Source organism: Candidatus Nitrospira bockiana (genome assembly GCF_965152565.1).
Genome location: NZ_OZ224215.1, coordinates 1,859,522 through 1,878,894 on the forward strand (window position 1 = coordinate 1,859,522; position 19,373 = coordinate 1,878,894).

A 19,373-nucleotide genomic window follows, 5' to 3' on the forward strand; every position below is an offset into this window, starting at 1 on the left:
CCCGGGCCGTTACCACCCTTCGCGGTCGATCCGCTCGTGAACGACCGCGAGCTGCTCGCGGATCCGCGTCCGTTCCAGCAAATCAAAATGGGGCTTGGAATCGGTAACCGCCGTCAAATGAAGGGTGGTCGCGAGCCGCACGGTATGGTGAAGCGCAGCGGCGGTTTTCACGAGCGCGAGCCCGTATTCGTACTCATAGCCCTCGTCGGGTGTTCGGACGCCTCGGCTCAATCGACGAACTCGGTCCACCGAACAAGCGGCGGACACCCGTCGGGGGTCGAGGAGCGACAGGAGCGCGGCCGCTCCGGGGACGATCCTGTTTGCGATCCGCATGCTGTGGCTGAGATCGAACAGTCCCCGCTGGAATCGGCGGTCTTCGCCCAGCGCTCGATGAAACGAGCTCCTCCACACCGGGTCGGCGAGGTCCCGGTCGACGGCGACCTCAATGGCAGGGTCCAGCGGCCCCGACACCGAATGGCCTTGGACGATCCGTCCGGCCTGCACGAGCTCCGGATGCCGATCGCCCATGCGATCTTGGTAGGCCGTGAGCCCGGTCATCGCCGTGAGCTGAAGCGCCATGTAGTCGCGAAAGTGAACCGTCGCATAGCGCTCGAGCAACCGTTCGAGCGTGGTCTCATGGCAGAGGTGAAACGGGTAGTAGAGCGCATGGCGTGTGAGTGGGGTCGTCGACAAGCCGAAAACCACTGTGCTAGGTTGCGCCGATGCCAGCCTGGCTGAAAGAGGCCAACAAACTCTATCTCCTGCTCATCGTCATTCCCGTCGCCGCGGTGCTCGAATGGGGCCATGCCGATCCCCTGCTCATCTTCGTCGCCTCAGGGCTCGCGATCATCCCGTTGGCCGGCCTGATGGGCGAGGCGACCGAGCAGTTGGCAAGTCACGTCGGCGCCGGCGCGGGCGCCCTGCTGAACGCGTCGTTCGGCAACGCGGCGGAATTGATCATCGCCTTCATGGCGCTGCGGCAAGGCCTCCACGACGTCGTCAAAGCCTCGATCACGGGGTCCATCCTGGGCAACATCCTCCTCGTCCTCGGGGTGGCGATGGTCGCGGGCGGCCTTCGCTATGAGCGCCAGCGCTTCAACCGGACGGCGGCGGGAATGGGCGCCAGCCTGCTCCTGCTTTCCGCCGTCTCGCTCGTCGTACCGGCCCTTTTTCACTTCACCGCCGCCGATCAGGGCGTCGTGGTGGAGCGGGAGCTGAGCCTCGAGATCGCGATCGTCTTGTTCAGCATCTACGCGCTCAGTCTCCTGTTTTCCCTCCGCACCCACCGGCACCTCTTCGCCGGAGAGAACCCTGTGTCCCGTGCGGGCGATCACGCGGGATGGTCCAAGCGGACCGCCACGTTCGTACTGGCCGGTGCCACCATCCTGACCGCGCTGATGAGCGAACTGCTCGTCGGGGCGCTGGAGCCCGCCGCGGCGAGTCTCGGCATGACTCAGATTTTCGTGGGGGTGATCCTGGTCGCGCTCGTCGGCAATGCCGCGGAGCACAGCACGGCGGTTCTGGTCGCTTGGAAGAATGACATGGACCTGGCGTTGGGGATTGCCGTGAACTCGAGTCTTCAGATCGCGCTCTTCGTCGCCCCGTGCCTGGTGTTCGCGAGCTACGCCATCGGCTCGCCGCTCGACCTCATCTTCACGCCGTTCGAAGTCGCCGCCGTCACCGTGTCGGTCCTGATCGTCGGTTTCGTCGCGATGGACGGAGAGTCGCACTGGATGGAGGGTGTGATGCTGGTGGGGGTCTATCTGATCCTGGCGATCGCGTTCTTCTTCCTGCCCGGCTGAGACGTCCGCTCGGAACGACCGACGCTTGGATCAGCGATCGATCACCATTTGTCCATATCGATGACTTCGGTGGCGTCCCAGAGGTTCTTCCACTCGGCGTCCGCCAGCGCGAGCTCGCGGTCCCGCTCGGTCATCTCGTCAGGCGTGCCGGACGCTTTGGATGTGCCGGACGCCTGGGTTTTCGGCTCCTCCTGTTGCGGCCTGGCCGGTGCGGACGGCTGCACCGGCTGTTGCACCGGACCTTCTTTTCGGCGCTTCTTCGACGGGTCCATATTGACAGGCATCTGATTCCTCTCCGTCTCCGTCAGTTCCTACTCCGCGCTCGTCCGCCTTGTCAAGCCGGCGTTGACTGAGCCGGGTCGCATTGCTAGAGTGCCGACCAGCCGTGCACCGGAGGCCGTGTGCTGAGCGCCAAGGTTCTGTGGCCGCTGTTTCCCCTCCTGCTCCTGGTCGTGGTCGTGTGCCTGACCTGGGCCTTGGTGCGGGCGGTACGCCGGGCGCGCGGCACGGCCGCCGTCTGGCTGCAGGCTGCGGCGCTCGGCTGCTACCTGCTGGCGGCGTTCGCGGCGATTGCGAGCGAGCGCGGAGGGATGAGCCGGCACGTCCACCGACCGTTTTCGCTCCTGACGCAACTGGCGATCGCCGTGGCCCTGTACCACGTCTGGCCGAAGGACCGCTCGCTTGCCGCCCTCAACATCGCCGCCTGGGGCGCGATCTTGGCGGACACGGCCTTGCATTACCTTCTGCGTTAGCCGGCCCCTATGGGAGCTCCCAAGCCATCACTGACCGCGTTCCTTGTCTGCGACATGGTGATCGACGACAAGGCCACGAACAAGAAAAGCCTGATCGGGGCCTTCACCCATATTTGGGCGCAAGGCTTTCCGTGCATCCATCACAAGATGGCGGTGTATTTTTGTTTGACGGACGCGGAGGGGGAGTATGAAGTCGTGCTCCGCTTGGTGAACTCGGAAACGGAAGCGGTGCTTGCGGAAGCCGGCTTGTCCGTGGCGATCACCGATCGGCTGGCGATCAGCGACTTCGGCGTCAACATCCCGGTGGTGCAGTTTCCCGCCCCTGGGCGGTACGAATTTCAGTTGTTCGCCAACAAGGAGTTCTTGGGCCGGAAGGACTTCCTCGTGACCACGCTGCCTCTCCAGTCCGACGCGGACGGTTAAAGCAGGTCGACGGCGACCGAATCGGCGAAGCGGCGGCCGAGGGCCGTGAGCTTGAGACGGTCGCGGTCCTGCTCCAGCAATCCCGCCTGCAGCAACCGCTCGATCGCCGGCGGTCGAGCGCCGCTCTCGGCCCCAACCGATCGCATCGGCACTCCTTGGATCATCCGGAGACCGAAGATCAGCCGTTCACGTCGCTGCCGGTCTTCGGTGAGATCTTCGCGCTCCGCGATCGGGAGCTGTCCGGCGGTCACGCATTGCAGGTAATCGGCCAGGTCCTCGGTGTTTCCAGCCCGGGTCTCCGCGAGATAGGACTGTGCGCTCGGTCCCAATCCGAGGTACTCTCCGCCTTGCCAGTAGAGCAGGTTATGACGACAGGCAAAGCCGGGCCGGGCCCAATTCGAAATCTCGTACCGCTCGAATCCCGCGTCTTCGAGCCGTTGTGCGGCCAAGTCTTCCATGTCGTTTTGGAGAGTCGGGTCCGGCTCCCGGGCATGTCCTCGGCGCACGTCCACGGCCAGCCGGGTCTTCTCCTCCACGGTCAGGGCATAGCACGACACATGGGGAGGACCCAAGGCCAGGACTTCGTCGAGCGTCGCCTGCCAGGATGCCAGAGTCTGACCGGGCAACCCGTAGATCACATCCAGATTGATGTTGTGAAAACCGGCCGAGCGGGCGTGGCGGACAGCCGAGACGACGACGTCCGGGAGCATCCGCCGGCCCACCGCGCGCAACTCCACCGCCTCCATGGTTTGGACCCCGAAGCTGACGCGGTTGAACCCGTGATCGTAAAGCTGCTGGAGCTCCTCGACGGTGACGGTATCCGGCGCGGCCTCGATCGAGACCTCTGCGTCCGGCTTCACACGGGCGAACGTTCGGAGCTCGGCCAGCATCCGTGCGAGGTCGGTTGCGGGAAGTGAGGTGGGGGTTCCCCCGCCAAAGTAGATGCTGGAGACCTCGCGCTCGCCGAACGGCCGTTCCTTTGCATGGAGGTGCACTTCGTGCAGGAAGGCCTGTACATAGGCCGCCGCCCGATCCTCACGGTGAATCTGGAGATAGAAGGCGCAAAAATGACAGCGACTCCGGCAGAAGGGGACGTGGATGTAGAGGCCTGGCATAGGGATAGAGCGGTAGAGGGTTAGAGGGTTAAAGGCATAGCCCAAGCCTCATGCTCTTCAGAGCACCAACCTCTTCAGAGCACCAACGGTTTGATCGGCGAGAGGATCTTGGCCGGGTCGTCTCGCCAGGTGGCGGGATCGGCATCGACATAGAGCTCCACCTCGTTGCCGTCCGGATCCGTCACGTACAGGCTCTGCGTCACTGTGTGATCGCTCATGCCGACGATCGGCACCCGGTGCTCCTCGATCTCCCGTTTGGCCGCCCGCAACGCCTCGATGGAATCGCCGATCTTGATGCCGATGTGATACAGGCCGAGGCGGCGGCCGGGTGGCGGGCCGGGAGCCGGCCCGACGTCGATGAGCAGGAGCTCGTGGTGCGTGCGGCCCGAGGTCAACGCTGCAGCGGACCCGCCGAAGATGCGGCCGATTTCTTGGAAGCCGAGCAGATCGCGGTAAAAGGCCAAGGCGCGCTCGAGGTGGCTCACATACAGGACGATATGCCCCAGGTAATGGGCCTTCATCTGCTGATCCGTTACTCTAGACCTTAGACCTTCGACTGGGTGAAATCCTTGACGAGGGCAATCTCGATCTCGTCCTCGGGCGGGATCCCACGATTTCTGGCGTGAACTTTCCATGAGGGATGGCGCCTGAGCGACTCGAAGAGAAGCTTGATGACCTCCGGTTTCATTCGCCGCTCCCACTCGGCGACCCACGCATGGTTGTCTTCGTCGCCCTCGTAGTCATCGGGAAAGAGCGCTTCCAGACTGAAGCGGACGGTGAAGGTCTTGTCCTCTTGGAACATGCGATCTCCTGGCTCGGAACGTTGCGACTCGGGTGGCCGTCCGCCTATAATACACGCACGGGAGGAGCGACGACTATGCCGATCTTCGAATACATCTGCCAGGACTGTCAGCATCGGTTCGAGCTGCTCGTTCAAGGCTCCACCGTTCCGGAGTGCCCGGCCTGCAAGGCGACTCGATTGCAAAAGCAATTCTCGCCGTTCGGCGTCGGGGCCACGGGCGGATGGCCGTCCCCAGGGTCCGGCGCCTGTGGCACCTGCGGTGACCCGCGGGGGCCCGGCGCCTGCTCGATGAACTGAACCGGAGGCCGCAGCGTCTTCGTCCACCTGAGTGGCCGCTCCGCGACAACGTCTACCTGCTCAACCATCATCTGCCTGCTCCATGACCGTCGACGACGCCATCCAGACTTTGTCCTCCGCTGATCCGATCATCAAGCTCTTGCAAGAGGTCAAGCTGGGACGGATGCGGGCCACGGACCCCGGCTTGCGGGTGATCACGGAGTCCTGGATCGACAGCTATCGGAAAATCTTCGAAGGGGCGACCGACTTCGATGGGACCGCCCTGTGTCGCCTCGACCCGCGCCCCAGGCTCGCGGTGCTCGTCGCAGTGGGCGTCCTTCCGTCCGATCATCCGGGTGCCGGCTCGCTGCTCGCCGTCTTCGAGCAACGACTCTCCGCCGCGCTGAACCGTGCGCGCTGACCACCGGTCTTTCTCCATAGCGATATTGGTATTGGCGACGGCGATGCTGGGCCCGCTTATGGCCGTCCTCCTCGCTGCGGAGCTGAGCTCTGGCGTGCGTCCGCTCATCACGACGGACGGCGACCCGGCCCGGGCATTGTCGCACGCGACGCGGGTGCTCGATACGGCGGCCTCTATTGAAAGCTTTCTCGAGGACCTGGACGGCGCACCCCCTGACTGGGCCGCCGTCTTGCGTGATGGCGGTGAGCACGACGAGCGCCTGTCGGCTCTGAACCGCCAACGGGATCGCCGGCGTGGCGGCTCTCCGGTGCTGGAGGAGCGGGTGACGTTCTTCTGGCTCGGTGAGCTGTCGGACCGCGACGCGGAGACGGGTGGGTTTCGCGTGGCGGTGGGGCCGAAGTTGATTCGGACCCGGTGGGGGCAGGTCCGGTTCAAACCGGAAAGTCTGCCGGGCAGTCTCGTCGTGGTTCCGTCCGCCGACCAAACGGACGCGCTTCAGGCCCGGGTCGATCGCGGGGAGCGCATCGACATCCAGGTGGCATTTACCGGACGTCTCGTTCCCGAAGAGTCCCTCATCTACGACCTGACCCATGAGGAGCCTCGTGAGGGCCTCGTCATGCCCGTCGTTTTGATCGACCGGATCGATTATTTCGCTCGACCGTGAGGAGCCGACGGGAAGGCGCGCCGCGGACGATCAGCGGTCGTCTTTGGCGCAGCGGAAACCGGCCCCGCTGGGGCGCGCTTGGAGCGTGCCGTAATCGCGGTCCCCGGTGCGGAGGCTGGAGGCGGGTTTGAGCCACGACCCGCCGCGCATGACTTTGACGGAGCCCTTGGCCGGGCCGGGCGGGTCGCTGGCGGGCGCCTTGGCATAGTATCCAGGGTCGTACCAGTCCTCGACCCATTCGGACGCATTACCCGCCATGTCGAAGAGTCCGTACGGGCTGACGCCGTCCGGAAAACTGCCGACGGGGAGCGTGAGCACTTCACCCTTGATGCCCCGCTCCTTGGAGATCCGGGCGCCCTCTCCCGTCATCCAGAACGCGTTCCATTCATCGCCGGTCTTGAACTCGATCGTCCGGCCGGCCCAGTAGCTCGCGCTGTTCGCGAGCGAGGGGCTCCACTCGTTGCCCCAGGGGTAGCGGCGCCCGTCCGTTCCTCGCGCCGCCTTTTCCCATTCGGCTTCCGACGGGAGCCGCTTCCCCGCCCACCGGCAGTACTCCGCGGCATCCGCCCATCCGACGTTCACGACCGGGTGAGCGGCGATCTCCTTGGGCGCGGACGCCCCGTCCCACACGGTCGCGGCCGGATTGTTGTTCTCGGGTGCGCGATGTCCCGTCTCGTGGACGAACCGCTCGTAGTCGGCGTTCGTCACTTCATGGCGGTCGATCAAGAAGGCCCCGACGTAGACCCGTCGCTGGGGACGCTCGTCGTCGAATCCCTCTCCGCCGGCGGGGTTCCCCATCGCGAATTCGCCGGCGGGGACGAGGACCATCCCGTCGTCGGCGCGGGCCGATGGAAGCGTCGCGGAGGCAAGCGCGAGCGACACCAGGAGGCGCGCGAGGATGACGACACGGTCCGTCACGGCGACGACCGGGGCTTCGAGAGCCGGCAAGCGCGCGCGACCCCGTCTCGGTAGCGCAGCCAGAGGCGAAGACTCATGTCGAGCGCCGTGAGGATGCGGCGTTGCCGTCTCGGTTCCCGGGCATGGGACAGGACGATCTCATAGGCATCATGGCGGTGCCCCGCTTCGACCAGTTGGTGGGCGCGGATCAAATCCATGCAGGCGGGAGCGACGCCGTGGTGCTGGACGAGGGGATGCTTCCGTATGGTGTCCTCGATCTCGGACGCGGTTTTCGGCTGCGACGGCGCCGCGATCTCCCGGCGGTCCTTGATGCTGCCTTCGACGAAGATGGTGAGAACGGCCGCCGCGACGACCCAGTCCGGGCCCGCCGAGACCTCATCGAGCCACCGGCGGTAGGCTCGGCTGGCCGGCAACAACCGCACCCGCTCGAAGTCCTCGGCGACGTAGCCCAGTCCTTGCATCATCTCGAGAAAGAGCCGGGGATGGGATCGACCCACCGACAATCCTCCGGTGTCCTCCTCGAAAATATTCTCCGCCAGCTTTTGCCGGACGTCGAACGGTGGATTCCGACCGTGGACGCGGGCGAGCAGGACCGGAAAGTCGCGCACGTACACGGCGTATTCCTGCTGGAAATGGATCTTGAGCTGGGCGCGGCTCAGCCCCCCTCCGCTGAAGTGCGGCCAGGCCCAGTGATGTTTGCGATCCATGATCGCGAGCAACGCGTCTTGAAACCGTTTCGCGGATCGAGTCAGTCTCGCCATTGCTTTCTTTTCCCGCGGCTCGCTAGAATCGGCAACCGCCGGAGGCGGCGGAAGTTGAACTGTCACGCCGTCCCGGCCGTGGACGGCTGAACGCGGGTCTCGTCATGGATTCCATCACCATTCAGCAGCCCGACGACATCTTGAACGTCTTGGCCGACGTCTCGCTGCGCGGCAAAGGCTTCACCACCGACTGCCTGCTCGACTACGTGCTCGACGAAGGCTTTACCGAGCCGATCTACCTCAATGCCTCCGGTGAAGACCCGGAGGCCTACTACAAGGGGCGGCCGAATGCGTGGGCGATCTATCAGATCCGCGAGTGGAAGCGGGTGCTCACGATATCCGGCGGGCCGGGACGGGAACGCCGCGTCCAGATCGTCGAGACCCCGTAACCGCCGCTGTCGGCTTCGCGCGTGCGAACCGGTGCAGTCTAGGCGCGGTGCACACAAAAATCAACGCAGGAGCCCGTGCGTCTCGAGTGAGCCGTTGTGGCGAGGGGGCGCCGCGTCCCCCCGACGGCCAGTGTCGAATTCTTGCGGCCGACCGCCCGGGTCGGCGAGCGGCAGTTGAATCAAGAACGTGGCACCCTCATGAGGCCTGCTCTCGACCAGGATCAGTCCTTGGTGCTCCTCGATGATGCTGTGGCTGATCGACAGGCCGATTCCCGTCCCTCTCCCCACCGCTTTCGTCGTGAAGAACGGATCGAAGATGCGCGGCAGGTGATCCGCGGGGATCCCGATGCCGGTGTCTTGAAAGGCGATCTCGACCCCGTCGGAGCAGATGCGGCTGGTGATGCGCAGGGTGCGTCGGGGAGCGCCGTCGAGCGCATCGCGTGCGTTGGTCAAGAGGTTCAGAAACACCTGCTCGAGCTGGATGCGGTTCCCGAAGACGATCGGGTCGCGAGGCCACAGGTCGACGATCAGCTCGATGTCGCGCAAGCGGAACTGCTCCGACAGCAGGCCGAGCGCCGACAAGAGGCACTCGTGCACCGAGAAGTGCTGTCGCGACATCGGGGCGCTGCGGCCGAACGTGCGCAGGTGGCCCACGATAGCGGCGGCCTTGTTCACCTGCTGAAGCGCCTTCTCGATGCTCCGGCACGCGCTGGACGGGTCGACCGGCCCTCGGGCGAACTGATCGAGGAGATTGCCGAGAAACAGACTGATGTTGTTGAGCGGGTTGTTGATTTCATGGGCGATCCCGGTGGTGAGCTGTCCGAGCGACGCCAGCTTGGCGGACTGCACGAGCTGGGCCTGCTTGTCGCGCAAGGCCTGCTCGCGCTGCTCCGATTGCTTGAGCAGATGGAGGATTTCGTCCTCGGCCCGCTTGCGCTCGGTGACGTCCTTCAGGACGCCCGTCATGCGGAGCCCCGTCGCTCCGGGTTCTTCCGCCACGCGCCCTTGGTCGGCCACCCACCGTATCGATCCGTCGGGCGCGGCGATCCTGAACTCCGTCTGGTAGTCGCCTCCGCCCGCGAGGACCGTCCTCAGCTGCGCCACCACCCGGTCCCGGTCGTCGGGATGGATCAGCGCAAAGAACTGCGAGCCCGTTTGGACCGTCACGCCGGCCGGCAATCCCAGGACCCGATCGGCGTTCGTCGACTGCACCAGCCGGTCGGTGTCCGCCTGCCACTCCCACGCCACCATGCCGGCGGCATCCAAGGCGTAGCGAAGCCGCATCTCGCTCGCCCGTAACGCGTCTTCCGCACGTTGCCGGTCCGTGACGTCCGTGAACATGCCGAGCGCGCCGGTCACGTCGCCGCGCTCGTTCCACATCGGGCTGGTACAGCCCAGCACCAGGATCTCGCCGCCGTCGCTCCGGCGGAATCGGAAGTCGAATTGTTCCGAGACCCCTTCCTGGATGTTCTTGCTGAGGTGCTGCCGGGCGACCGGAAGGTCGTCGGGCAGGACGAACTCGAAGACGCTTCGTCCCTTCATGCCGGCGGCCGTCATGCCGAGCATCACCGCCATCCGGTCGTTGACGTAGGCCGTCCTCCCCTCGGCGTCTACGAGCCAGATGCCCTCGTTGGCCGTCTGGACGATCGTGCGATACCGCTGTTCGCTCGTACGCAGGGCCCCCTCGGCCTGCTTCCGCTCGGAAAGGTCGATCGCGAAAAACACTCCTGAATCGAGCCGATCGGCGAAGGTCGCCCCGCCGATGTACACCGGGATCCGGCGGCCGTCTTTGGTCGCGTATTCCTTCTCGTAGGGGCGGCAGGAACCACGGGCGGTGATCTCGTGCAGCGCCTCGTCGTCGAGCTCGCGATATTCGCCGGGCGTGATGTCCCGCCAGCGCAAGCGGTCCGCCTCCACGTCCTTGCGGCTAAAGCCCACAAGGTCGAGAAGCGCATCGTTGGCGTCGGTAATCCTTCCGTCGCGGGTCCAAACACCCATCGGGACCATGTTACACTCGAACGTGCGCCGGAACCGCGCTTCGCTCTTCTTGAGGGCATCGGTGCTCCGGAGCGCGCGCACCAAGAGCACCGCGGTGCCCCACAAGACCGGGATGCCGATCAGGCGATTGACGACCGCGGTCCACCCGGCGGGTGTGTACACCTGCCCGAGCGCCAAGAGGGCGGTCACGATTCCGGCGATGAGGAACACCGGCGAGAAGCGGCGCCGCGGCAGATAGATGGCGAGCCAGATCGGGATGAGGTAGAGCACCCAGATCGTCACGCCGGGCGTCAGGACATCGACGATGAAGATGCCGATGAGCAGCGACGCGAGCGTATACAGAATGAACGGGCGATCGTGCATGTCGTGGATCCCGCAGCGGGCCGGTATGATTATCGCCTCCGGTAAGGCTGCGTGCTGTCGGTCAGGCGTTCGGATGAAGTCAGACGGAGGAGGCGCGCCAGGCGGGCGCGGCGGGGGAGCAAGCGGATGTCGATCGGCTCACTGCACGGGGGCGTGATCTGGGGCTCCGTCGCCGTCGCGCTCGGAATCGGACTCTCGATGCTGATGTGGCCCATGATCAACGTGGTGGAAACCGGGCGCACCCCGCAATATCCGGACATCGTGCCCCGGGTCTATCCCGGCGACAAGGCGGCCGTCTTCGATGCGGCGCTGCACGCGGTCAGCCGATTGCCGCGATGGACCTTGATCGACTACGACGAGGGACGCGGTGAGATTCGGGCTGAAGCCGTCACGAGGGTGTTGCGCTTCGTCGACGACGTGCACGTCCGACTGGAAGAGCGCCCCGATGGGGTGACGGTACACGTCCGGTCGGCATCCCGGGTCGGGAAGGGGGACTTCGGGCAGAATGCGCGGAACATCCGCAGCTTCTTCAGCGAGCTCGATCGGCAGCTGACGGTCGAGGCGTTACACTGAACACGAGGGAACATGGTCGTCCTGATTGAGCCGCAGAATCAAGGTGAGCTCATCTTCATCAAGAGCCTCTTGGACGCGAACGGCATCCGCTATTTCGTGCGCGATGAGCACGTCGGGAGTCTCTATCCGGGCGTGCCCGCCGTGGCGGGCACCGTCATGGTCGGGGAGGACGATTTGGATCGCGCGAGCACGTTGATGAGCGAGCTGAGACGCGAGCAACGGGGGCCGTTTGGGCAGGTGCGCCGGCTGCGTGCGTCGGATGACCTGTGAGCAGTCGGTAGCCCGGAAATCGGGCACGGCGCGGGTGGGTCGGTCGGAAGGTCGGACTCGTCAGGAGCCGCCGAGGTCCTTCAACGGGTCGGTCTGATGGAATTTCGGAGGCGCCACGGCCTTCGGGCTGGGATCGTTGGAGTAGTACCAGCCGCCTACCAAAATGTTCTCCTCGAAATAAAGGTACCGGTGCCGGACGTCCGACGCGCTTTCCCAATCTTCGTAGATCCACTCCTCGCGTCGCAAGCCGTCCTTGGTATAGGACACGTTCATCGAATACGGCGAGCCCCATGCTTGCAGCACTTGCTGCCGGGTCATCCCGACCACGACGCGCTTCTCGGCGATGTGCTTCTCGAAAGTCGGATCCAGCAGGATCGGGACGTAGCGCCAGGACACCATGGCGATCAGAAGCAGCGCAAAGAACGCATAAATCGTAAGGCGAACGGGCCGCCGACAGAGGAACGGTTTGCTCGGGGGGGTGGGGGCTTCACTTGCCCGATCGCCCTCGGAGGCCAAGGCCTGGGACGACAGGGAAGGACCGTGTGTGGAGGCTTGCGTACCCATGAGAAGGGGGTGAGTCTAACAACCGGCCGATTTGGGAGTCAAGGGTCCCTAGCCATTGACCCGGCGGCGAGCCGGACTGAATCACCCATGTAGGCGCAGGAGGGCATTGGTCGAACATGGTGGTCGAGGTTGAACCCAATCCGAACTGCGAGCAGGCGGTGTTCGCCAGATTCAAGGAGGCGGGCTGCCAGCGGCCCGTCTTCCAGGTGAAGAGCTATGACCGGGTCCCGGAAGGGGAGTGGTGTTGGGTGACCGGTTGGACGGATGATCCGGAGCAGCCGATGTCCGGAGCCTCGCTCCAACCGGTGGAGGACTCCGGGGCAGGGATCGCGTATCTGGTGTTCGGCGGCATCTGGGGCATTCGGCTGAAGCCGGTGACGCTCGAGGAGGACTGGGACCTCGCGAGTCCGAATCAATGGGGCGAGCCATATCTGTTGCTCGCCGATCCCCGGGATGCCCGGAGCGAAGACTTCGAGCATCGGCCGTAGCTTCTCGGCGGCCGTGCGGCTTCGGGCTGAACGACGTCGTCAGGCCGGCTAGTCCGCGTACTGGGGGACGGGTATCTTCTTCGTCTTGGGCGGGGGCGGCGGGCGGAGTGCGAATTCTTTCGAGAAGGGGTTCATGATGGGTTCGTGCGTCAACCGTTGTCGTTCGCGGACGAGTTGGAGGCTCTGCGCGCTTACTTCCATGCGGTCGATGGGCGTCTGCAGCGTCAAGTACTCCGGCAGCCCCTGGAGTGAGAACATCTGGAAGGCGAGCGTCCAGTCGAGCGATTCTTTCGTCCGTTCCCGGACGATGGCCCGCGCTTCCGGGGACGGCGGGCCGGAGAACACGAGCAGCCAGATATTCGAGCGGAAGGCCGGCGCCTGCGGGGCCTGCGGCGGCCGGAACTCCGGAACAAGGCTCGGGATCCGTTCGATCGGAACCGGAGGGGTGAACTCGATGTCGACGAGACTGACGTACAGCGTCGGCGAATCGGAGGTGTCGTCGGGATCCATCATGTAGCTGAACGAGTAACGGACGTCCACCCCGTTACGTTTGTACGTGTACACATCCTCCCCGTTTTGCGGGGCGATCAGCTTTTTGAAATAGTTTTCCCAGTCGGCAAAGGAGTAGTACTTGAAGACCCGCAGGGCGGATTTGCGGTCACGGACCGCGTGCGGCGGTCCGAGCTTCTCGCGCAACTCCGTTTGCGTCAACCCGAGGTAACCGTCCTCGAAAAACGCGCCGCCCAAGGCGGAAGACGAGAGACTGACGAGGAAGAGCAGGACCGCGAGGGGGACGGCCGGGGAGAATGCACGTGACGTCACGAATGACCCCTGTGGCGCCATCGTATCGACGGGGTCCGAAGAAAGTCAAGACGGGGCACGCGCCTTGCCTGCTCCCATCAATGCCAGTATAGTGGCGCAGGGCTGAGACCGAGCATCACGGGAAGGTGCGCATGGAGAACTCGGTAGGGCGGCTGGAAGAGTTGCTGCAGGAACGGATCGTCATCATCGACGGCGCGATGGGAACGATGATCCAGGGCTACCGGCTCGACGAGGCGGGCTACCGCGGTCGGCAGTTCGCCGATCACCCGCGCGACCTCAAGGGCTGTAACGACCTCTTGTCGATCACGCGTCCGGATCTCATCGAGGAGATCCACCGGCAGTTTCTCGACGCCGGCGCCGACATCATCGAAACCAACACGTTCAACTCCACCTCCATTTCCATGGCGGATTATGGGTTGGAGGACCAGGTCTACGCCCTGAACTACGCGGGCGCCCGGGTCGCGCGACAGGCGGCGGACGCGGCCATGGCCCGGGACGCCGCGCGACCCCGCTTCGTCGCCGGCGCAGTCGGGCCGACGAATCGGACGGCGTCCATCTCACCCGACGTGAACAATCCCGCCTATCGCGCGGTCACCTACGACCAGCTCGTCGAGGCATACACGGAGCAGGTCCGAGGCTTGATCGACGGCGGCGTCGACGTCCTGCTCGTCGAGACCGTCTTCGACTCGTTGAACTCCAAGGCGGCGCTCTTCGCGATCGATGCCTACTTCGAGAGGATCGGCCGGCGCCTGCCGGTGATGGTCTCGTTCACCATCACACAGCGCGGCAACAACCGGACGCTGTCGGGGCAGACGGTGGAGGCGTACTGGAATTCGATCTCCCACATGCCCTTGTTGAGCGTCGGCATCAACTGCGCGTTGGGCGCCAAGGAGATGCGCCCCCACATCGAGGAGCTGTCCGGGCTCGTGCCGATCGCGGTGAGCTGCTACCCGAACGCGGGGCTGCCGAATGCCTTCGGCGGCTTCGACGAGACGCCGGAGATCATGGCGGGCGACCTGCGGGAGTTCGCGGAGTCCGGCTGGCTGAACATCGTAGGCGGCTGCTGCGGAACCACCCCCGCCCACATCAAGCTGATCGCGGACGCCGTGCGCGGCGTGCGGCCTCGGACGCCCGCCACCCCCGAGCCCTATACGCGCTTGAGCGGCCTTGAAGCGCTCACGATCCGTCCCGAGACGAATTTCGTCAACATCGGCGAGCGGACCAACGTCACCGGCTCGCCGAAGTTCGCCAAACTGATCTTGAGCGGCGACTACGACGGAGCCTTGGCGATCGCCAGGCAGCAGGTGGACGGCGGAGCGCAGATGATCGACGTGAACATGGACGAAGGCATGCTGGACTCCGAAAAGGCCATGGTGACCTTTCTCAACCTCATCGCCTCGGAGCCGGACATCGCCCGTGTCCCGGTGATGGTCGACAGCTCGAAGTGGTCGGTGATCGAGGCCGGCTTGAAATGCCTGCAGGGCAAGGGCGTCGTCAACTCGATCAGCCTCAAGGAGGGCGAGGCCGCCTTCACGGCGCACGCCCGGCTGATCCGCCGCTACGGCGCCGCCGTTGTCGTCATGGCCTTCGACGAGCAGGGGCAGGCCGACACGCTCGAGCGCAAGATCGAGATCTGCCGGCGCGCCTATCGGATCCTGACCGAGACCGTCGGCTTCCCGCCACAGGACATCATCTTCGACCCAAACATCCTCACCGTCGCGACCGGGATCGAGGAGCACAACGCCTACGCGGTCAACTTCATCGAGGCGACGCGCTGGATCAAGGCGAATCTCCCGCTGTGCAAGGTCAGCGGCGGCATCAGCAATATCTCGTTCTCCTTCCGCGGCAACAATGTCGTGCGGGAAGCGATGCACGCCGCCTTCCTCTACCATGCCATCAAGGCCGGCCTCGACATGGGCATCGTGAACGCGGGGCAGTTGGCCGTCTACGAGGAGATCCCCAAGGACCTCCTGGAGCTGGTCGAGGACGTCCTGTTGAATCGACGGCCGGACGCGACCGAGCGCCTGGTGACCTTCGCGGAGACGGTCAAGCAGAAGGCGAAAGGCGGGGAACAGGAAGACGAGTGGCGCGCGATGCCGGTCGAGGCCCGGCTGTCGCACGCCCTGGTCAAGGGCATCGTGGACTACATCGAGGCCGACGTCGAGGAGGCGCGGCGCAAGTATGCCAAGCCGCTCGAGGTGATCGAAGGGCCGCTGATGGCCGGGATGGACGTCGTGGGGGAGCTGTTCGGGTCCGGCAAGATGTTCCTGCCGCAGGTCGTCAAGAGCGCACGGGTCATGAAGAAGGCGGTGGCCTACCTGCTGCCGTTCATGGAAGCCGAGAAGCGGGCGTCCGGCGACCATCGACCGCAGGGAAGGGTGCTGCTGGCGACCGTGAAGGGCGACGTGCACGACATCGGCAAGAACATCGTCGGGGTCGTGCTCGGGTGCAACAACTACGAGGTGCTCGATCTGGGCGTGATGGTGCCGTGCGAGAAGATCCTGGCGACGGCCCGGGAGCAGAAGGTCGATGTGATCGGGTTGAGCGGGCTCATCACGCCGTCCCTGGACGAGATGGTCCACGTCGCCCGTGAGATGGCGCGCGAGGGCTTCGAGGTGCCGTTGTTGATCGGCGGCGCGACGACGAGCAAGGCCCACACGGCGGTGAAGATCGCGCCGGCGTACCGCAAGCCGGTCGTGCACGTGCTCGACGCCTCCCGGGCGGTCGGCGTGATGGGGAGCCTGCTCAGCAACGAGCAGAGCGCGGCGTTCGCCGAGCGCAACCGACTCGAGCAGGAGCGGATTCGAGAAGCGCACGCCGATCGAGGGCCGAAGCGCCTCCTGACGATCGAAGAGGCCCGCGCCCGCCGGCTGCCGGTCCGGTGGCGGGCCGAGGACCTGGCGAAGCCGGCGTTCACCGGGGTCCGCGTCCTCGATCGCGTGCCGCTCGAACAGCTCGTCCCGTTCATCGACTGGACGCCGTTTTTTCATACGTGGGAGCTTCGCGGCCGCTATCCCGCCATCCTGGAGGATCCGGCGGTGGGCGGTCGGGCGCGCGAGCTGTTCGACGATGCACGGAGGCTGCTCGAGGAGATCGTCGAGGGCCGCCTCTTGAGCGCCAAGGGCGTCTACGGCTTCTTCCCGGCGAACAGCATCGGCGACGACATTGAGCTCTATACCGACGAGAGCCGGACGCGGGTGCTCGGGGTCGTCCATACGCTGCGCCAGCAGGGGGAGAAGCCCGACGGGCAGTACAATCTGGCGCTTGCGGATTTCGTCGCACCCAAGGCTTCAGGCTTCCGCGACTATCTTGGCGCGTTCGCGGTGACGGCGGGCCTCGGCCTCGATGCGCTCTGCCGGCGTTTCGATCAGGACCATGACGATTACAACTCCATCATGGCCAAGGCGCTGGCCGACCGTCTGGCGGAAGCGTTCGCGGAGTTTCTGCACAAGCAGGCGCGCCTCGATTGGGGCTATGGGGAGGGCGAAGCGTTGACCCATGAGGACCTCATCCGTGAGCGGTACCGCGGCATCCGCCCCGCGCCCGGCTATCCCGCCTGCCCCGACCACACGGAAAAGCGGTTCCTGTTCGATCTGCTCGATGCCGAGAAGGCGGCCGGGATCAGCTTGACTGAGACGTACGCCATGCTGCCGGCCAGTTCGGTCAGCGGCTGGTACTTCGCGCATCCCGAGTCGCGCTATTTCGCGGTGGGGAAAATCGGCCGCGATCAGGTCCACGACTATCACCTGCGGAAGGAGATGGACCTGCGCACCGTGGAGCGCTGGCTGTCGCCGAACTTGAACTACGATCCGGAAGAGGAACAGCGGGGAGGAAGCGGGGCGGCCGCCGAAGCAGGTGCTCCTGCGGCCTCTCGCATCAAACCATGAAGCGCTAGGACCAGTCTAGGCGGTTGCCTGCAGGCTTTCCACCTGCGACCGAGCAATCGCGCTCTCGAGCGCCTCGACCACCCACCGATAACGCTCCTCGGCCCATGCGTTGAACCCGTCGGCATCCGGGAATACGAGTTCCCATGCCTTGACCCCGTCGAGCAGCAGGAGGTGGTGCGGGCGGTTGTGCCCGGGAAAGTAGACGACCAGCACGGCGGAGTTTCCGATCAGGCTGATGTCGGTGAAGACGTGGAGCATGGACGCCGGGGGGAGGGCGACCGCGCGGCTCGCGGCTTCCACGATGGGGTTGTAGACGCGGTTCAAGAACTGGGAAATCGCCTCATACGGCGCCTTGGCTTCATGCAAGCGATGGTTGGGCGCCTCACCGAACAGGTTCGCCGTGAAGTAATCGGCGGCCTCCCAACTGGGCATAACACCGGTCGTGACGAGGGCCTCGGTGATGTAGGCCATCCAATTTCGGCTGACGGCAGACGCGTTCATCACATTCCTCCACTGTGTGGCGGGCCGGGCCCGCATGAGTGTAACAGAGCTACCGATGCTGGAGTGCTGGAAACCGGATTACCTGGCAGGAAACCCTGAGGAGTCCCGGCGTGCGGCGCTTACTGTAGCGTGCGGCCCGGGTCTTGTCAATGTTCCGCCTCGGAGTAAGGAGGACGGCTACAGGTCGGCGTACTGACTGCGGACCATCAGGACTTCGTCCATGCCTTCGAGGAAGGTGTCGAGGAGCTCCGGGTCGAAGTCTTTCGCACGGCGTTTGTGGAGGATGTCGATCGCTTGCTCGACGGGGTACGCAGGCTTGTAGACCCGTTTGCTGGTCAGCGCGTCGAAGGTATCGGCAATCGCCGCAATCCGTCCCTCGAGGGGGATATCCGAGCCCTTCAACCCACGAGGATAGCCGCTGCCGTCGAACTTCTCGTGGTGGGTCCATGCGATCGTGGCCGCGAGGTTGAGCAGCTCGGCCCCCGACCCGGAAAGGATGCGATACCCGATCTCCGGGTGCAGGGCGATCGCCTTGAACTCTTCCGGCGTGAACTTCCCGGGTTTCAAGAGAATGTGATCCGGTGTCCCGATCTTGCCGATGTCATGCATGGGGCTCGCGATCCTGATCAACTCGCAATGCTGCGGATCGAGGCCGTGGCGACGTGCCAAGAGGGCGCAGTAGTGGCTCATCCGTTGGATGTGTTGGGCCGTCGCCCCGTCTCGGTATTCGGCGGCGATCGCCAATCGCTGGATGGTTTCCTCGCGGGAGAGCCGGAGCTCCTTCTCCGCGCGCTCGAGGCTCTCGATGGCGTGGCGGAGCGCCGAGGTGCGCTCCAGGACCGTGAGCTCCAGCCGCTCGCGGTGCGCCCGATTTTCGATCTCGAGGCGGCGGCGCCGCAGGGCGTTGGCGACGTTGATTACGATCTCGTTCGATTCGAACGGCTTCAAGATGTAGCCGTAGGCGCCGAGCTCGAGGGCGACGCTGGCAAGTTGCGGGTTGTCGAGCCCCGTCACCATGACCACCGCGGTCAGGGGGTACTGTGCAAGAATGAACCGCACCAGGTCCAGGCCCGACTCGCCGGGCATGTTGACGTCGCACAAGACGAGCGAGAATTCCTTGTCCTGCAGTCGTTCACGGGCTTCCTTGGCATTGGACGCAAAGGTGCAGCAATAGCCGTACTGTTCGAGAAGCCGACTCAGCATCCGCTGAATCGCGATCTCGTCATCGACGATGAGGATGTTTTCCATTATTCCTAGTATTTCTAAGGGGATGTCGGGAGTGCCGTAAGGATCGGTGATTTTCCTGCATCTGTCAACTCAACCGAGCAGCGAGTTCGACCGTCCTGAGGTGTGCAGATTCTGTACCTGATGAGCCGTCCCCATCTCATTGAGATCGATTCGCAGAACCCCGCGATGCAAGGGAGCGGCGTCCGAGCAGGGCGAGCGGGAGTGCGACCCGTCTTGCCGATGAATACAACCTGCCGTACAAATTTGTCCGACCGTGGTCATCTCGACGCACTTTCTGGAGGCGTTGCACCGCAGCAGAAGACTCCCTATCCTGTGCCATGCCCTATCTCTTCCCGC

Annotated in this window: 23 protein-coding genes; 11 read left to right on the forward strand and 12 right to left on the reverse strand. The window is 64.8% G+C overall.

The genetic code is table 11. The annotated features are described in order from the left end of the window. Window positions 1-9: 9 nt before the first annotated feature. A complete protein-coding gene (locus ACWHYV_RS09300) occupies window positions 10-693 on the reverse strand; it encodes a hypothetical protein (protein ID WP_447980359.1) in 684 nt (227 codons plus the stop codon). 29 nt (window positions 694-722) lie between these two features. Here ACWHYV_RS09300 and cax point away from each other — a divergent pair, with 29 nt between their 5' ends. Next, window positions 723-1,802, forward strand: a complete 1,080-nt coding sequence (gene cax, locus ACWHYV_RS09305) for a calcium/proton exchanger (protein WP_447980360.1) — start codon at window positions 723-725, stop codon at window positions 1,800-1,802. A gap of 41 nt (window positions 1,803-1,843) precedes the next feature. Here the strand turns inward: cax and ACWHYV_RS09310 are convergent, their stop codons facing one another. Then, window positions 1,844-2,086, reverse strand: a complete 243-nt coding sequence (locus ACWHYV_RS09310; RefSeq protein ID WP_447980361.1) for a hypothetical protein — start codon at window positions 2,084-2,086, stop codon at window positions 1,844-1,846. 117 nt (window positions 2,087-2,203) lie between these two features. Between ACWHYV_RS09310 and ACWHYV_RS09315 the strand changes: the two genes are divergently transcribed. Together ACWHYV_RS09315 and ACWHYV_RS09320 are read left to right on the forward strand one after the other, a co-directional pair. After that, window positions 2,204-2,554, forward strand: a complete 351-nt coding sequence (locus ACWHYV_RS09315) for a hypothetical protein (RefSeq protein ID WP_447980362.1) — start codon at window positions 2,204-2,206, stop codon at window positions 2,552-2,554. A 9-nt stretch (window positions 2,555-2,563) separates the two neighbouring features. Beyond that, window positions 2,564-2,977, forward strand: coding sequence for a DUF6941 family protein (locus ACWHYV_RS09320; protein ID WP_447980363.1), 414 nt, complete (start codon window positions 2,564-2,566; stop codon window positions 2,975-2,977). Here the strand turns inward: ACWHYV_RS09320 and hemW are convergent. From hemW to ACWHYV_RS09335, 3 genes are all read right to left on the reverse strand, one after another. After that, window positions 2,974-4,092, reverse strand: coding sequence for a radical SAM family heme chaperone HemW (gene hemW, locus ACWHYV_RS09325; RefSeq protein WP_447980364.1), 1,119 nt, complete (start codon window positions 4,090-4,092; stop codon window positions 2,974-2,976). The two genes, ACWHYV_RS09320 and hemW, sit on opposite strands and share 4 nt — an antisense overlap. A gap of 74 nt (window positions 4,093-4,166) precedes the next feature. Further along, window positions 4,167-4,613, reverse strand: a complete 447-nt coding sequence (locus ACWHYV_RS09330) for a VOC family protein (protein ID WP_447980365.1) — start codon at window positions 4,611-4,613, stop codon at window positions 4,167-4,169. A gap of 23 nt (window positions 4,614-4,636) precedes the next feature. Further along, window positions 4,637-4,894, reverse strand: coding sequence for a hypothetical protein (locus ACWHYV_RS09335; RefSeq protein WP_447980366.1), 258 nt, complete (start codon window positions 4,892-4,894; stop codon window positions 4,637-4,639). 75 nt (window positions 4,895-4,969) lie between these two features. Between ACWHYV_RS09335 and ACWHYV_RS09340 the strand changes: the two genes are divergently transcribed. From ACWHYV_RS09340 to ACWHYV_RS09350, 3 genes are all read left to right on the forward strand, one after another. After that, a complete protein-coding gene (locus tag ACWHYV_RS09340) occupies window positions 4,970-5,191 on the forward strand; it encodes an FmdB family zinc ribbon protein (protein WP_447980367.1) in 222 nt (73 codons plus the stop codon). 82 nt (window positions 5,192-5,273) lie between these two features. Continuing rightward, the gene (locus ACWHYV_RS09345; protein ID WP_447980368.1) at window positions 5,274-5,591 is read left to right on the forward strand and encodes a hypothetical protein; all 318 of its coding nucleotides are present in this window, start codon (window positions 5,274-5,276) and stop codon (window positions 5,589-5,591) included. Window positions 5,592-5,685: 94 nt separating this feature from the next. After that, window positions 5,686-6,255, forward strand: a complete 570-nt coding sequence (locus ACWHYV_RS09350; protein ID WP_447980369.1) for a hypothetical protein — start codon at window positions 5,686-5,688, stop codon at window positions 6,253-6,255. A gap of 30 nt (window positions 6,256-6,285) precedes the next feature. On the opposite strand, the gene ACWHYV_RS09355 is transcribed toward ACWHYV_RS09350, so the two are convergent. Then, a complete protein-coding gene (locus tag ACWHYV_RS09355) occupies window positions 6,286-7,203 on the reverse strand; it encodes a formylglycine-generating enzyme family protein (protein ID WP_447980370.1) in 918 nt (305 codons plus the stop codon). Then, window positions 7,170-7,934: an iron-containing redox enzyme family protein gene (locus ACWHYV_RS09360; RefSeq protein WP_447980371.1), complete on the reverse strand. Its 765-nt coding sequence runs from the start codon at window positions 7,932-7,934 to the stop codon at window positions 7,170-7,172. The genes ACWHYV_RS09355 and ACWHYV_RS09360 overlap by 34 nt, the downstream gene beginning before the upstream one ends. A gap of 104 nt (window positions 7,935-8,038) precedes the next feature. Here ACWHYV_RS09360 and ACWHYV_RS09365 point away from each other — a divergent pair, with 104 nt between their 5' ends. After that, window positions 8,039-8,323, forward strand: coding sequence for a hypothetical protein (locus ACWHYV_RS09365; protein ID WP_447980372.1), 285 nt, complete (start codon window positions 8,039-8,041; stop codon window positions 8,321-8,323). Window positions 8,324-8,383: 60 nt separating this feature from the next. Here the strand turns inward: ACWHYV_RS09365 and ACWHYV_RS09370 are convergent, their stop codons facing one another. Next, window positions 8,384-10,684, reverse strand: coding sequence for a PAS domain-containing sensor histidine kinase (locus ACWHYV_RS09370; protein WP_447980373.1), 2,301 nt, complete (start codon window positions 10,682-10,684; stop codon window positions 8,384-8,386). A 126-nt stretch (window positions 10,685-10,810) separates the two neighbouring features. On the opposite strand from ACWHYV_RS09370, the gene ACWHYV_RS09375 reads away from it, so the two are divergent. Beyond that, the gene (locus ACWHYV_RS09375; protein ID WP_447980374.1) at window positions 10,811-11,257 is read left to right on the forward strand and encodes a DUF1499 domain-containing protein; all 447 of its coding nucleotides are present in this window, start codon (window positions 10,811-10,813) and stop codon (window positions 11,255-11,257) included. 12 nt (window positions 11,258-11,269) lie between these two features. Next, a complete protein-coding gene (locus tag ACWHYV_RS09380) occupies window positions 11,270-11,527 on the forward strand; it encodes a putative signal transducing protein (RefSeq protein ID WP_447980375.1) in 258 nt (85 codons plus the stop codon). 60 nt (window positions 11,528-11,587) lie between these two features. Here the strand turns inward: ACWHYV_RS09380 and ACWHYV_RS09385 are convergent, their stop codons facing one another. Next, entirely contained in the window at window positions 11,588-12,091 is a 504-nt protein-coding gene (locus ACWHYV_RS09385; protein ID WP_447980376.1) for a hypothetical protein, read from the reverse strand. A 116-nt stretch (window positions 12,092-12,207) separates the two neighbouring features. Between ACWHYV_RS09385 and ACWHYV_RS09390 the strand changes: the two genes are divergently transcribed. After that, entirely contained in the window at window positions 12,208-12,579 is a 372-nt protein-coding gene (locus ACWHYV_RS09390) for a hypothetical protein (RefSeq protein ID WP_447980377.1), read from the forward strand. Between the two features lie 48 nt (window positions 12,580-12,627). Here the strand turns inward: ACWHYV_RS09390 and ACWHYV_RS09395 are convergent, their stop codons facing one another. Beyond that, window positions 12,628-13,401 (reverse strand): hypothetical protein, encoded by a 774-nt coding sequence (locus tag ACWHYV_RS09395; RefSeq protein WP_447980378.1) that lies wholly within the window; start codon window positions 13,399-13,401, stop codon window positions 12,628-12,630. Between the two features lie 131 nt (window positions 13,402-13,532). On the opposite strand from ACWHYV_RS09395, the gene metH reads away from it, so the two are divergent. Continuing rightward, window positions 13,533-17,288, forward strand: coding sequence for a methionine synthase (metH, locus tag ACWHYV_RS09400; RefSeq protein ID WP_447980379.1), 3,756 nt, complete (start codon window positions 13,533-13,535; stop codon window positions 17,286-17,288). A gap of 15 nt (window positions 17,289-17,303) precedes the next feature. Here metH and ACWHYV_RS09405 read toward each other — a convergent pair whose 3' ends face one another. Together ACWHYV_RS09405 and ACWHYV_RS09410 are read right to left on the reverse strand one after the other, a co-directional pair. Further along, on the reverse strand, window positions 17,304-17,789 hold the full coding sequence (locus tag ACWHYV_RS09405; RefSeq protein ID WP_447980380.1) for a hypothetical protein: 486 nt from the start codon (window positions 17,787-17,789) through the stop codon (window positions 17,304-17,306). 177 nt (window positions 17,790-17,966) lie between these two features. Beyond that, on the reverse strand, window positions 17,967-19,037 hold the full coding sequence (locus tag ACWHYV_RS09410) for an HD domain-containing phosphohydrolase (protein WP_447980381.1): 1,071 nt from the start codon (window positions 19,035-19,037) through the stop codon (window positions 17,967-17,969). Between the last annotated feature and the right edge of the window lie 336 nt (window positions 19,038-19,373).

Coding starts and splice junctions, on each gene's coding strand:
- ACWHYV_RS09335 (WP_447980366.1), bottom strand. CDS start 4,894: ATGTTCCAAGAGGACAAGACCTTCACCGTCCGCTTCAGTCTGGAAGCG.
- ACWHYV_RS09370 (WP_447980373.1), bottom strand. CDS start 10,684: ATGCACGATCGCCCGTTCATTCTGTATACGCTCGCGTCGCTGCTCATC.
- ACWHYV_RS09345 (WP_447980368.1), top strand. CDS start 5,274: ATGACCGTCGACGACGCCATCCAGACTTTGTCCTCCGCTGATCCGATC.
- ACWHYV_RS09360 (WP_447980371.1), bottom strand. CDS start 7,934: ATGGCGAGACTGACTCGATCCGCGAAACGGTTTCAAGACGCGTTGCTC.
- ACWHYV_RS09320 (WP_447980363.1), top strand. CDS start 2,564: ATGGGAGCTCCCAAGCCATCACTGACCGCGTTCCTTGTCTGCGACATG.
- cax (WP_447980360.1), top strand. CDS start 723: ATGCCAGCCTGGCTGAAAGAGGCCAACAAACTCTATCTCCTGCTCATC.
- ACWHYV_RS09310 (WP_447980361.1), bottom strand. CDS start 2,086: ATGCCTGTCAATATGGACCCGTCGAAGAAGCGCCGAAAAGAAGGTCCG.
- ACWHYV_RS09405 (WP_447980380.1), bottom strand. CDS start 17,789: ATGAACGCGTCTGCCGTCAGCCGAAATTGGATGGCCTACATCACCGAG.
- ACWHYV_RS09340 (WP_447980367.1), top strand. CDS start 4,970: ATGCCGATCTTCGAATACATCTGCCAGGACTGTCAGCATCGGTTCGAG.
- ACWHYV_RS09380 (WP_447980375.1), top strand. CDS start 11,270: ATGGTCGTCCTGATTGAGCCGCAGAATCAAGGTGAGCTCATCTTCATC.
- metH (WP_447980379.1), top strand. CDS start 13,533: ATGGAGAACTCGGTAGGGCGGCTGGAAGAGTTGCTGCAGGAACGGATC.
- ACWHYV_RS09375 (WP_447980374.1), top strand. CDS start 10,811: ATGTCGATCGGCTCACTGCACGGGGGCGTGATCTGGGGCTCCGTCGCC.
- hemW (WP_447980364.1), bottom strand. CDS start 4,092: ATGCCAGGCCTCTACATCCACGTCCCCTTCTGCCGGAGTCGCTGTCAT.
- ACWHYV_RS09385 (WP_447980376.1), bottom strand. CDS start 12,091: ATGGGTACGCAAGCCTCCACACACGGTCCTTCCCTGTCGTCCCAGGCC.
- ACWHYV_RS09365 (WP_447980372.1), top strand. CDS start 8,039: ATGGATTCCATCACCATTCAGCAGCCCGACGACATCTTGAACGTCTTG.
- ACWHYV_RS09410 (WP_447980381.1), bottom strand. CDS start 19,037: ATGGAAAACATCCTCATCGTCGATGACGAGATCGCGATTCAGCGGATG.
- ACWHYV_RS09390 (WP_447980377.1), top strand. CDS start 12,208: ATGGTGGTCGAGGTTGAACCCAATCCGAACTGCGAGCAGGCGGTGTTC.
- ACWHYV_RS09330 (WP_447980365.1), bottom strand. CDS start 4,613: ATGAAGGCCCATTACCTGGGGCATATCGTCCTGTATGTGAGCCACCTC.